Raw genomic sequence first — 11,634 nt, 5'->3', positions numbered from 1 at the left:
GTTCCATGGGGACCACCGAGGTGCGGTTGCGCGAGATCACCGAGGAGAACCGGGACGCGGTGTGCGCGCTGCGCGTGCGGCCCGACCAGGAGCAGTTCGTCGCCTCGGTGACCCAGTCGCTGGCCGACGCCGCCGAGAACCCGGAGGACGAGCCCTGGTACCGGGCCGTCTACGCCGGGGACGAGCCGGTCGGGTTCGTCATGCTCAGCTGGAACGTGCCGCCCGGCCGTCCCGGCGTGCTCGGCCCGTACTTCCTGTGGCGGCTGCTGATCGACCACCGGCACCAGCGGCGCGGCTACGGCGAGCAGGTGCTGCGGCTGGTGGTGGCGCTGATCCGCGCGGACGGGGGCACCGAGCTGCTCACCAGCTACCAGCCGGGGGAGGGGGAGCCGTGGCCGTTCTACCGGCGGTTCGGCTTCGAGCTCACCGGGGAGGTCGACGAGGGGGAGCTCGTGCTGCGGCTGCCGCTCGGTCAGATGGCGTGACCGGGGTGGCCACGGACCCGCTGGGCGAGTCCGTGGCCATCGCGTCCGTCAGGCGGCCTGGTACGGGCCGACCATCGGTTCCTGGCTGGCCTTCTCGGCCGCGCCGGGCTTCTCGGTGGCCGGGCAGGACAGGCCCCGCTTCGGCGTCTTGAGGTTGATCAGGTAGTCGTCCACCGCCGCGTTCACGCACGGGCTCGGACCGGTCTGCCGGTAGGCGGTGTGGCCCCAGCCCTCATAGGTGATCAGGTGGGCGCCGCTCTGCCTGGCCGCGGTGAGGTTCCACTCGTACACGGTGGCCGGGTCGTGGATGTTGCCGATCATCACCAGCGGCGGCGCGTTGCGGATCTCCAGGCGGCGCTGCGGGTTGGTGGTCTTGGTGCCGCTGTTCACGCAGGTCAGCGCGTGGTCGACGTAGGGGGTCCACTCGACGTTGCTGAACTGGCGGGACAGCCGGTCGCGCAGGCGCTGGTACTCGGCGTAGTCGCGCACCGGGTAGCTCCAGTCGCTGCACCAGATCGACGGGTACGGCACGTTGGCCACCGGGCCGGCCAGGGCCTCCAGCGCCTCGGAGCCGGAGCCGTCCTTGAGGTTGCGCAGCGCGGTGGCCAGGTGGCTCCAGTTCGCCGGGCGGGTGACGCCGAAGGCCTGGCCGGCCAGCTGGTAGAAGTCCACCGGCTTGCCGCCGGAGCCGATCAGCTTGCCCGCCTTGGCCTTGGCCTTCAGCTCGGCGTAGACCTTCTTGGTGTCCTGGCCGTGGAGCGCGCAGGTCGTGGTGGTGTCACACCACTTGGCGAACTTCAGGAAGCCCAGCTCGACCGGCGCGGTCTCGCTGCGCATGAAGTCCCAGGCGCTGTTCAGGCTGTGGTCCATGTTGCCGTCGAGCACCAGCGCGCGGACCCGGTGCGGGAACTTCTCCGCGTACTGCTGGCCCATCAGGCTGCCGTAGGAGTAGCCGACGTAGGTCAGCTTCTGCTCGCCGAGCGCGGCCCGGATGGCGTCCATGTCGCGGACGGTGTTCAGGTTGTCCACGTGGTCGGCCAGCTTGCCGGAGTTGGCCCGGCAGCTGTCGTGCAGCTGCCGGTTCAGCCCGGCCAGCCTGTCGAAGTCGGCCTGGCTGGTGGGGTGCCGCGCCGCGGTGGCCTGGCTGGCCAGGTCGCGGTCGCAGAGCAGCTTGCTGCTGGTGTTGATCCCGCGCGGGTCGAAGCCGACCTGGTCGAAGCGCTCGCGGGCGGCCTCGGTGAACTGCTCGCTCGACTTGACCGAGCCGACGCCGGAGCCGCCGGGGCCGCCCGGGTCCATCAGGATCGCGCCGATGCGCTTGGCCGGGTCCTTGGCCTTGCGCCGGGCCAGCCCGATCTGGATCTTGTCGCCGGCAGGCTTGGCCCAGTCCACCGGGACGTCGATGGTCGCGCAGTCGACGCCGGCGGCGTCCGGACAGGGCTGCCAGTTGACCGAGGGCGCCGGTGCGGCCGAGGCCACGCCCGGCGCCACGACCGCGCCGGACACCGCCAGCGCGCCGGCGACCAACGTCAGCAGGGTTCGATTACGTGTGGTAGCAGGTCTCACACGACCCGATACTGCCCACAACGGCGGCGCACCGCCAGAAAGATCAGGGTAATCCCAGGGTCAGCGCTCGCCGAGCTGCCACTCCGGCCGCACGTAGTGGCAGGTGTAGCCGTTCGGGTAGCGCTCCAGGTAGTCCTGGTGCTCCGGCTCGGCCTCCCAGAAGTCCCCCGCCTGGGTGACCTCGGTGACCACCTTGCCCGGCCACTTGCCGGAGGCGTCCACCTCGGCGATGACCTGCTCGGCGAGGCGCTTCTGCTCCTCGTCGAGGTAGAAGATGGCCGAGCGGTAGCTGGCGCCGATGTCGTTGCCCTGCCGGTCGCGGGTGCTGGGGTCGTGGATCTGGAAGAAGAACTCCAGGATCTGGCGGTAGCTCAGCTGGGCAGGGTCGAAGACGATCTCGATGGCCTCGGCGTGGCTGCCGTGGTTGCGGTAGGTCGCGTTGGGCACGTCGCCGCCGGTGTAGCCGACCCTGGTGGTGAGCACGCCGGGGTGCCTGCGGAACAGGTCCTGCATGCCCCAGAAGCAGCCACCGGCCAGTACGGCCTTCTCACTCGCCGCGGTCATGTTCTCGCTCCGCTCTCTTCGCTCGTCTCGCCACCAGGCACAACACCGGCCCTGCGCGCGATCATCCCGGTTATGACCAGCAGCACCACGCCGAGCACGGCCAGGGCCAGGCTCATCAAGTATGCGGTGCGGTAGCCGAGCTGGTGGGCCAGGCCGAGCAGCGGACCGGCGAGCATGCCGCCCGCGGTCAGCGTGTTGGAGTACAGCGTGGTGGTGAAGCCCGGCCGGTCCGGGGCCAGCGCCTGGAAGTAGGAGATGCCCACGCCCATCAGCGCCGAGATCACCACCGCGTTGAGCGCCTGGGCCGCGGCGACCTGCCAGGTGGCCACGGTGGCCGCCATGCTCGCCTGGTACACCACCGAGACCACCGCGCCGAGCAGCACCAGCCGCCGCTGGTCCAGCTTCACCGCGAGCACCCCGAAGCCCAGCATCAGCGGGATCTCCAGCGCGGCGCACAGCCCGAGGATCAGGCCCGCGTCGGACTCGGTGCCGCCCAGGTCCGCGGTCACGTACAGCGGCAGCGCCTTGCCCCCCAGCGACAGCGCGCCCTGCAACGCGGCGAAGGCCAGCACCGCGCACACCAGCTCCGGCCGCGCCGGACCGCCCGGCCGACCGGTCAGCCGGGACGAGCTGTGGCCGCCGAGCTCCGGCAGCCGGAAGGTGAACACCGCGACCAGCAGGTAGAACCCGGCGCTGGCCAGGTACAGCCCGGTGTACCCGGCCCAGGACACCAGCAGCGCGGCCAGCGGCGGCCCGCCCACCCAGGCCAGCGAGATCAGCGTGCGCAGGCTGCTGATCACCACCGGCGCCCTGGCCGACCCGCTGCGCTCCACGGCCTGCCGCGCGTAGGCGAACATCTGCGCCAGCACCGAGGAGGCCACCGCCAGCAGGGTCACCGAGATGCCGAGCAGCACCCAGTAGTCGCGCACCACGGCGAAGGCCAGCGAGCCCAGCGCGCCCGCCAGCGAGCCGGCCACCAGCAGGTTGCGCCGCACCGCCCGCCGGTCGGACAGCCTGCCGAGGTACGCGCTTACCACCAGCCCCGCCAACGGCATGACCAGCAGGAAGCCGCCAAGGCCGACTGGGCCGACGCCGACCTGGGTGGTCAGGAACAGCCCGAAGAACGGCATCGCCAGCGCGACGGCCAGACCCACCGAGATGCTGACCGAGGCCAGTGGCAGCAGCGAGCGGAAGGTCAGCGGTGCGGGGGACTCGCTGGTGAGCGTCACCCGGTCATCCTCCCCGCCGCGCCCCCGTCGATCACCTGGTTTGTCGGGCCTTGCTCGTAGGCTGGCGACCACTGGCGAGGCGAGGAGACATCGGTGGCGGAGACGACGGTGGCCGAGCTGCGGGCCGAGCTGGCCGCGCTCGAGGACCCGAAGATGCGCGCGGTGAACGAGAAGCACGGCGACGACCACGGGGTGAACCTGGGCAAGCTGCGTGCGATCGCCAAGCGGCTGAAGACCCAGCAGGACCTGGCCCGCGAGCTCTGGGCCACCGGCGACACCGCGGCCAGGCTGCTGGCGCTGCTGATCTGCCGTCCGAAGGCCTTCGAGCGGGACGAGCTGGACGCCATGCTGCGCGAGGCGCGCGTCCCCAAGGTGCACGACTGGCTGGTGAACTACGTGGTGAAGAAGGGCCCGCACGCCGAGGAGCTGCGGCAGGCCTGGTTCGCCGACCCCGACCCGGTGGTGGCCAGCGCGGGCTGGGCGCTGACCAGCGAACGCGTGGTCAAGAAGCCGGAGGGCCTCGACCTGTCCGGCCTGCTCGACCTCATCGAGGCGCGGATGAAGCAAGCCCCGGACCGGTTGCAGTGGGCGATGAACCACTGCCTGGCCCAGATCGGCATCGAGCACGCCGGGCACCGCGCCCGCGCCCTGGACATCGGGGAGCGCCTTGAGGTGCTCAAGGACTACCCGACCCCGCCGAACTGCACCTCCCCGTTCGCGCCCAGCTGGATCAACGAGATGGTGCGCCGCCAGGACGCGAGTAGGTAGACCTGGCAAGCCCGCCGGGCGAGGATGATCTTTCGGCTACGGACGGGAGATCAGGGTGCGGTTGCGGCAGTGGGGCGTGGCGGGCATGGCGGGTGTGGCGTTACTCGGCGCGGGCGGGGTGCCCGCGCTGGCCGCCGACGGGGTGCCTGCCAGGCTGAAGGCTTTCTACCAGCAGCAGCTCAGCTGGGCGCCGTGCGCGGCCCTGGCCGGGCTGGAGTGCGCGACGGTGGTGGTCCCGATGGACTACGCCAAGCCCGGCGCGGAGCGGGTGCAGGTGGCGATCAGCCGCCGCAAGGCCACCGACCCGGCCGGTCGGCGCGGGGTGCTGCTGGTCAACCCCGGCGGTCCTGGCGGTTCGGGGCTGGGGCTGCCGAACCGGTTCGCCGGCCAGCCGGTCGGCCGGGTCTACGACGTGGTCGGGTTCGATCCGCGCGGGGTGGGGCAGTCCACCCAGCTGCGGTGCGAGGCCAGCCTGCTGGAGCTGCCGCAGCCATCCCGGCCGACCGAGGCGCAGCTGCCGAACTTCACCGCGACGGCCCGGGATGTCGAGGACGGGTGCGTGCGCGCGGGCGGGGACTACCGCAAGCACGTGACCACTCGCAACACCGCGCGGGACATGGACGTCATCCGCGGCGCGCTGGGTGAGAAGAAGATCAACTACTTCGGCTACTCCTACGGCACCTGGCTCGGCGCGATGTACGGCACGCTGTTCCCGCGCAACCTGGACCGCAGCGTCCTGGACTCCGCGATGGACCCGAACAAGACCTGGCACGAGCAGGACCTCGACTCGGCGCACTCGATCAAGTTCAACTTCGACTCCTGGGCCGCCTGGACCGCCGCGCGGCACAAGACCTTCCGCCTGGGCACCACCCCGGCGCAGATCCGCGCGGGACTGGACGAGATCGCCGCCGCGCTGGCCACCAAGCCGGTCGGCGGGCTGGGCGACGTCACCGACCTGGACACCTTCACCGGCTTCTACACCCGCTACCGCGCGGTGTGGGCCGGGTTCTCCCAGCAGGTCCGCGAGCTGCTGGACTCCTTGCACGGCAACGGGAATCCCGAGCTGGCCAAGCGCAACGCCGCCCTGCTGGAGCTGGCCAAGCGTTCGCTGGTCAAGCCGACCTCGGCCGGCGCCTTCCAGGCGGTGACCTGCGAGTGGGACTGGCCGAGCGACCAGCGGGACTACTACCGGGACATGCGGCAGTGGCGGGACAGCCACCCCTACGGCCGCACGGTGTCCTTCCTGGCCCCCACCAACTGCGCATTCCGCGGCTTCACCCGCACCGAGCCGCTGCCCCGGATCACCCGCACCGCCTACCCGACCGGCCTGGTCGTGCACGCCGAGGGCGACACCCAGACCGCCTACCCCAACGGGGTGGCGATGGCCGAAACCCTGCGGCACCACCTGATCAGCGTGCCCAACGACGGTGAGCACGGCCAGTACGGCAGCGGCGGCGCCTGCGTGGACAGCACGGTCAACCGCTACCTGGTCGACGGCATCCTGCCGGCCACCCGCTCGGAGTGCGCAGGCGTGGACAAGCCGGCCGACATCCCGGTCGACGGCGCCACCGTGCAGGCCCCGCAGGGCGAACCGGATGTGGTCGAGCTGGCCACCGGGATCGTGCGGCGGCTGGAGACCAGCGGCATCCACTGACCACCGGGTCCGTGCCCTGTCCATCCCGGCAGGGCACGGACCGCGGTTCACTTCAGCGGGGTTGTCACCGTCTTGACCGTGGTGTTGCCGCCGCGGTCCTTCACCACCGCGAGCACCAGCAGGCTGTCCGCCCGGTGCGCGCCGGGGGACCGGTACTTCGCCAGCGGGACCTCCGCCGCCCAGGCCTTCTCGTCGCCGGTGGTGGTGAGCCGCTCGCCGTTGACGTACAACCGGGTCTGCGCGATGCCACTGGGATCGGCCGCGGTGCCGTTGACCTTCAGCGCCTCTCCGTCCACTGTGGACGTCAGCGTGACCTGTGGACCGTCCCGCTCGGTGCGCGTTCCCGGTTCGGGGAAGGGGTTCTTGGCCAGTTCGACCGTCTCGTCGGCCAGTGGGGCCGGGCGGGTGGGCGGCACCCTGCGGTGGGTGGCCTGCTCGTAGGCGTAGGCGAAGGACAGCAGGGTGTTGTCCTGGTAGGCCGGGCCGGCGAAGGTCAGGTTCACCGGCATCCGGGTGTCCTCCATCAGCCCCATCGGCACCGACACGCTCGGGATGCCCAGCAGCCGCATGGTCTGGTTCATGGTGGACAGCCGGGTGCCGTTCTTCCTGGCCGCCGCGTTGGCCGCCTTGTCCACATCCGCCTCGGCCCGGCCGATGTCGGTGTTGGCCGGGAACACCACGCCGTCCAGGCCACGCGCCTTGAGCCAGTCCTCGAAGTCGGCCTTGCGGGTGTTCTCCAAGCCCCGCAACGACTCCGCCAGTCCCGGCACCTCGCTCCACTGGTTGGGCACCCCCTCGGCCACCAGCCGGGGATGGTTGCGGAAGAACTCCAGGTTGTCCACGCCCTCCTTCTCCTCGATCGAACCGGGGTCGACCGGGAAGACCTTGGCCATGTCCACCTGGGTCCAGGAGCTCAGCCGCGGGTCGCCGACGGACTTGAGGAACCGCTCCGCGCTGTAGGCGTCCACTTTTTCCATGGTGCGCAGGAAGTCCGGCGGCAGCAGGCCGCGTTCGTAGGCCGACACCGCGCCTACCCGGTCGAGCTCCTGGTTGTGCGCCACCGGGAAGTCCACCGGCACCACCTCGGCGCCCAGCTTGCGCAGGTCTTCGGCCGCCTGCTGCCACAGGACGCGGACCGACGGCCGGATCTCGATCGGGTCGGTGCCGCCGAGGTCCTCGCCGATGTAGATCTTCGGCACGCCCAACCGCTTGCCGCGCAACGCATCCGGCTTCCGCAGCGAGGCGTGGTCGGCCGGGCGCAGCTGCTCCACCGAGGGCAGCGCGACCGCGCGCTGGTCCCGCCAGAAGTCGGTGGCGGTCTGCTCGTCCTTGACCGCGATGGTGTTGAGCAGGGTGAGCAGGTCGTCCATGCCGCGCGTCTGCGGGACGATCACGTCCATCACCGGCCACAGCGGCCAGTTGCCGCGGATGGAGAGCAGGCCGCGGGAGGGGGTGTAGGCGACGAGTGCGTTGTTGGAGGCGGGGGAGCGACCGGAGGAAACCGTCTCCTCGCCCATGCCGAACACCGCGAAGTTCGCCGCGGTGGCCACCGCGGAACCGTTGGAGGAACCGGAGTTCCAGGCCGCGGCCAGGTAGTCGCGGTGGTAGGGACTCTCCGGGCGGCCGTACAGCCCGCGCTGCATGCCACCGGCGGCCATCGGCGGCATGTTCGTCTTGCCGATCAGCACCCCGCCGGCCTCGCGGATCTTGCGCACGGTGAAGGCGTCACTACCGGCCACCAGGTCCTTGAACGCCGGTGATCCCGAGGCCACGGTGAGCCCCTTGACCATGTAGCTGTCCTTGACCGTGAACGGGATCCCGTCCAGCGGCCCGAGCACCTTGCCCGCCGCGCGCCGCTGGTCGGCGGCCGCGGCCTCGGCCAGCGCCTCCGGGTTGGGCACCACGACCGAGTTCAGCCTGATCCCGTTGGCGTCGTAGGCCTGGATGCGGTTGAGGTACATCGCGGTCAGCTCGACGCTGGTCAGCGCGCCCGAGCCGAGCGCGCGCCCGATCTCGGCGATCCCGGCGTCCTGGAGCACGAACGGCTTGGGCGGCTGGCTGGGCTCCGGGCCGGTGCAGCCGGTGGCGAGCAAGGTCAGGCCGAGACCGAGGGCAAGCAGGACCCGGCTGCCTGGTGGCGACGACCGGGGCAGGTGATGGTGCATGGTGCGGTTCCTCCGTGGTGCCAGGCGGGCGGGCCACGAAGCACTTTTCCAGCAACATCATCGGGGCGAGGAGGCCATACCGGGAAAACCTCCGGTGGAACTGCCGATCAGGAAGGAGCGGCTGCGGTCAGGCCGGTGAGCAACAGGTCCAGCGCCCGCTCGAAGTCCTGTTCCGGCCGGGCCGCGCCGAGTGCGGGCAGGGCCCGGCTGAAGTGCGGCAGCTTGGCCGGATCCACCCGCCGGAGGTAGATCTCGGTGTGCCCGGTCTCGCCGGGTTCGCTGTGCGCGCGGGCGAACCCGGCGGTGGTCAGCAGCAGTGAGCCGAAGATCAGGCCGTTCAGCGCGCCCAGCGCTTGGCGCACGCCGTCATCGTCAAGACCGGCTTCGTAGAGCGCGCCGATCAGGTCGTCGATCGGTTGCAGCGCGCGCAGTGTGGTGGGGTTGGCCTGGTCGGTGACCAGGGCCAGCGGCACCACCGGGTGGCGGCTGAGCACGCGGTAGAAGCTCAGCGCGGTGGCGCGGACCCGCTCGGCCCAGGGCAGGGCCGGGTCGGGGCGCTCGATCTCGGCGTAGACCCGCGCGGCGATGCCGTCCAGGATGTCGGTCTTGTTCGCCACGTGGTTGTACAGCGCCATCGCCTCGACGCCGAGGGACTTGGCCAGCTTGCGCATGGACAGCCCGTCCAGGCCCTCCGCCGCGGCCAGCGCGAGGGCCGCGTCCAGGACCTTCTCCCGGTTCAACGGCTCCCTGCGCGCCATCCGGTTCTCCCTCGCTTGACAGGTTTACGGTGTACATATCATATTTACAGCGTACATATACGCCGTAAGTGGGGGTGAGTGCGCTGACTGAGGTCATCGTGGTGGGCGGCGGGCCGACCGGGTTGCTGCTGGCTGCCGAGCTGCGCCTGGCCGGGGCCGATCCGTTGGTGCTGGAGGCGGCCGACGGGGCGCTGCGCCGGACCCGCAGCCTGGGCCTGCGCGGCCTCAACGGCCGGACCGTGCAGTCGCTGCGGCTGCGCGGACTGACCGATCGGCTGGCCGCGGCCCAGGCAGAGCTGTTCGACCTGCTCGCCTCCGGCGGGGAAGCTGACGGCGAGGACCCGACCCGCGACCTGGTGCGCTTGCTCTCGGCGAACCGGGCCAAGGGGCACTTCGGCGGCCTGCCACTGATCGAGGACGCGGCCGATCCCGGGGGCCCGCCCACCCAGTTCGTCCTCCAGCAACACGTGCTGGAGCGGCTGCTGGCCGACCGGTTGGCAGAGCTGGGCGTCCGGATCCGCGCCGGCTGCCCGGTGGTGGACGTGCAGCCCGAGGACACCGGGGTCCGGGCGGTGCTGGCCGACGGGAGCTCGGTACGCGCGGCCTACCTGGTGGGCTGCGACGGCGGCCGCAGCACCGTGCGCAAGCGGGCCGGGATCGCCTTCCCCGGCACGGACGCGACGATGACCGGCCGGACGGCTGTCGCCCAGCTCGCCGATCCCGGCGCGATCACCGCCGCCCTGCACGGCCCGCGCGGGCTGCTCAGCCTGTCGATGGTGCCGGGGGAGATCGCCACCATCGAGTTCGACGGCGGACCGGCCGACCGGGACGAGCCGGTCACCGCCGAGGAGATGGCGGCCAGCATCAGCCGGGTCAGCGGGACCGAGGTGACCATCACCGAGCTGGCCGCCGCCATCCGGTACAGCGACAACACCAGGCAGGCCGAGACCTACCGGCGGGGCCGGGTGCTGCTGGCCGGGGACGCCGCGCACGTGCACTCACCGATCGGCGGGCAGGGCCTCAACCTCGGGTTGCAGGACGCGCTGAACCTCGGCTGGAAGCTCGGCCTGGTGGTGCGCGGCCTGGCCCCGGAGTCGCTGCTGGACAGCTACACCGCCGAGCGGCACCCGGTGGGGGAGCGGGTGTTGCGCAACACCAGGGCCCAGGTGGCGCTGCTGCGGCCCGGCGCTCAAGTGGCCGCATTGCGCGAAGTGTTGCGGGAGACCCTGACGATCCCGGCGGCCAAGCGGCACTTCATCGAGATGGCCAACGGGCTCGACATCGACTACGCCCCGGGCTCCGCACACCCTCTCGTCGGCCGGTTCGCACCGCCGCTCGAACTGACCGGTGCCGACCCGCTGCCGGTGCTGCTGGGCGGGGGCCGCGCGGTGCTGCTGGACCTGGTGGACCGCAAGGAGATCCGCGATATCGGGGCGGGCCACGCCGACCGGGTCCGGGTGGTCGGCGCGGCCTGCCCGTCCCATCCGGAACTGACCGCGGTGCTGCTCCGCCCGGACGGCTACGTCGCCTGGGCCACCTCGGACGCCGAGCTGACCGGGCTGCCCGAGGCGCTGGACAGCTGGTTCGGTCCCGCGCTGATGCTCAGTCCCTGACCTGCCTGGCCTTCTCGTTGCGGGCCACCGCGGACCAGGACTTGTCCTGGCACAGCAGGCAGTCCGCGCCGAAGAAGATCTCCCGGGCGTTCGCATCACCGGAGAGCCAGTGCCGGAACCACGCGGTCATCACTCCGGCAGCGCGGATCCGGGTGTCACCGGGGAAGAAGTGGTCGGCTCCCTTCAGCTCGGCGAAGACCGCGGGCACGTGCCCGGCCCAGGAGTAGCGGCCGCGGACGTAGACCGAGGGCACGATGAGGTCGAGCTGACCGGCCAGGAACAGGCTCGGCCCGTTGAGCGCGGGCACCGAGCCCTGCGGGCCGGGCATGAGCGGAACGGTGGTGTCCACCAACGGATCCGCGCCGGCCGCGATCGCGCCGCCACCGCCCTGGGAGTGACCGGCCGCGCCCACCTTCGTCTCGTCGATCTTGCCGTGGAAGACGCTGCCCGGCCGGGAATCCTCGGCGATCAGGAAGCGCGCGCCGTCGAGCATCTCCCGGCCGGAGCCCGCTTGGGTGGTGTTCGCCGCCGCGACCACGAAGCCCCAGGAGGCCAGGTGGCGCAGTTGCGCGTCATAGGGTTCCGGGGAGACGCCGGTGCCGTTGCCCCAGACCAGCACCGGGTGCTGGATGCCGCCGCTGCCCAGGTCGCTCGGGTAGTAGAGGGTGTGGTCGGGGCCGCCGCGGACCTTGGTCACCGCGTGCGGCCCCGGCGCCTCGAAGTGGCTGGGCGGGGCCGCGGCGGCCTGGACGGGTGTCAGGAGCAGGGCCGTGGTGATGAACGCCAGTCCTGCCATCCGCCTCGATCGGTACGCCATTGTTCCTCCTCTTGG

10 protein-coding genes are annotated in these 11,634 nt (G+C 71.5%); 4 read left to right on the top strand and 6 right to left on the bottom strand.

Features of this window, described 5'->3' with window-relative positions; all coding sequences use genetic code 11:
* Window positions 1-5: 5 nt before the first annotated feature.
* Entirely contained in the window at window positions 6-485 is a 480-nt protein-coding gene (locus tag N8J89_RS24710) for a GNAT family N-acetyltransferase (RefSeq protein WP_283659388.1), read from the top strand.
* 48 nt (window positions 486-533) lie between these two features.
* Here N8J89_RS24710 and N8J89_RS24705 read toward each other — a convergent pair whose 3' ends face one another.
* The 3 genes from N8J89_RS24705 to N8J89_RS24695 all read right to left on the bottom strand — a co-directional run bounded on the left by N8J89_RS24705 (window position 534) and on the right by N8J89_RS24695 (window position 3,844).
* Window positions 534-2,012 carry an alpha/beta hydrolase gene (locus N8J89_RS24705; protein ID WP_283659387.1) on the bottom strand — a complete coding sequence of 493 codons (1,479 nt, stop codon included), beginning with the start codon at window positions 2,010-2,012 and terminating at the stop codon, window positions 534-536.
* A 99-nt stretch (window positions 2,013-2,111) separates the two neighbouring features.
* The gene (gene msrA, locus N8J89_RS24700; protein WP_283659386.1) at window positions 2,112-2,615 is read right to left on the bottom strand and encodes a peptide-methionine (S)-S-oxide reductase MsrA; all 504 of its coding nucleotides are present in this window, start codon (window positions 2,613-2,615) and stop codon (window positions 2,112-2,114) included.
* Window positions 2,612-3,844, bottom strand: a complete 1,233-nt coding sequence (locus tag N8J89_RS24695; RefSeq protein ID WP_283659385.1) for a sugar efflux transporter — start codon at window positions 3,842-3,844, stop codon at window positions 2,612-2,614. Before N8J89_RS24695 ends, msrA begins: the two co-directional genes overlap by 4 nt.
* A 93-nt stretch (window positions 3,845-3,937) precedes the next feature.
* On the opposite strand from N8J89_RS24695, the gene N8J89_RS24690 reads away from it, so the two are divergent.
* Window positions 3,938-4,612, top strand: coding sequence for a DNA alkylation repair protein (locus tag N8J89_RS24690; protein WP_283659384.1), 675 nt, complete (start codon window positions 3,938-3,940; stop codon window positions 4,610-4,612).
* A 55-nt stretch (window positions 4,613-4,667) separates the two neighbouring features.
* Window positions 4,668-6,266 carry an alpha/beta hydrolase gene (locus N8J89_RS24685; RefSeq protein WP_283659383.1) on the top strand — a complete coding sequence of 533 codons (1,599 nt, stop codon included), beginning with the start codon at window positions 4,668-4,670 and terminating at the stop codon, window positions 6,264-6,266.
* Window positions 6,267-6,313: 47 nt separating this feature from the next.
* On the opposite strand, the gene N8J89_RS24680 is transcribed toward N8J89_RS24685, so the two are convergent.
* Window positions 6,314-8,431: an amidase gene (locus N8J89_RS24680; protein ID WP_283659382.1), complete on the bottom strand. Its 2,118-nt coding sequence runs from the start codon at window positions 8,429-8,431 to the stop codon at window positions 6,314-6,316.
* A 107-nt stretch (window positions 8,432-8,538) separates the two neighbouring features.
* A complete protein-coding gene (locus tag N8J89_RS24675; RefSeq protein WP_283659381.1) occupies window positions 8,539-9,189 on the bottom strand; it encodes a TetR/AcrR family transcriptional regulator C-terminal domain-containing protein in 651 nt (216 codons plus the stop codon).
* 74 nt (window positions 9,190-9,263) lie between these two features.
* Here N8J89_RS24675 and N8J89_RS24670 point away from each other — a divergent pair, with 74 nt between their 5' ends.
* Window positions 9,264-10,802, top strand: a complete 1,539-nt coding sequence (locus N8J89_RS24670) for an FAD-dependent monooxygenase (RefSeq protein ID WP_283659380.1) — start codon at window positions 9,264-9,266, stop codon at window positions 10,800-10,802.
* Here the strand turns inward: N8J89_RS24670 and N8J89_RS24665 are convergent.
* On the bottom strand, window positions 10,792-11,619 hold the full coding sequence (locus N8J89_RS24665) for a poly(ethylene terephthalate) hydrolase family protein (RefSeq protein ID WP_283659379.1): 828 nt from the start codon (window positions 11,617-11,619) through the stop codon (window positions 10,792-10,794). The two genes, N8J89_RS24670 and N8J89_RS24665, sit on opposite strands and share 11 nt — an antisense overlap.
* Between the last annotated feature and the right edge of the window lie 15 nt (window positions 11,620-11,634).

Source organism: Crossiella sp. CA-258035, from assembly GCF_030064675.1.
In the GTDB taxonomy this organism is placed as follows: Bacteria; Actinomycetota; Actinomycetes; order Mycobacteriales; family Pseudonocardiaceae; genus Crossiella.
Note: the sequence above shows the minus strand (reverse complement) of the source record. Positions and strands in the feature narration are given on the sequence as shown.

Excerpts from the sequence above, each read along its gene's own strand:
- N8J89_RS24665 (WP_283659379.1), bottom strand. The coding sequence starts at position 11,619 with ATGGCGTACCGATCGAGGCGGATGGCAGGACTGGCGTTCATCACCACG.
- N8J89_RS24680 (WP_283659382.1), bottom strand. The coding sequence starts at position 8,431 with ATGCACCATCACCTGCCCCGGTCGTCGCCACCAGGCAGCCGGGTCCTG.
- N8J89_RS24675 (WP_283659381.1), bottom strand. The coding sequence starts at position 9,189 with ATGGCGCGCAGGGAGCCGTTGAACCGGGAGAAGGTCCTGGACGCGGCC.
- msrA (WP_283659386.1), bottom strand. The coding sequence starts at position 2,615 with ATGACCGCGGCGAGTGAGAAGGCCGTACTGGCCGGTGGCTGCTTCTGG.
- N8J89_RS24710 (WP_283659388.1), top strand. The coding sequence starts at position 6 with ATGGGGACCACCGAGGTGCGGTTGCGCGAGATCACCGAGGAGAACCGG.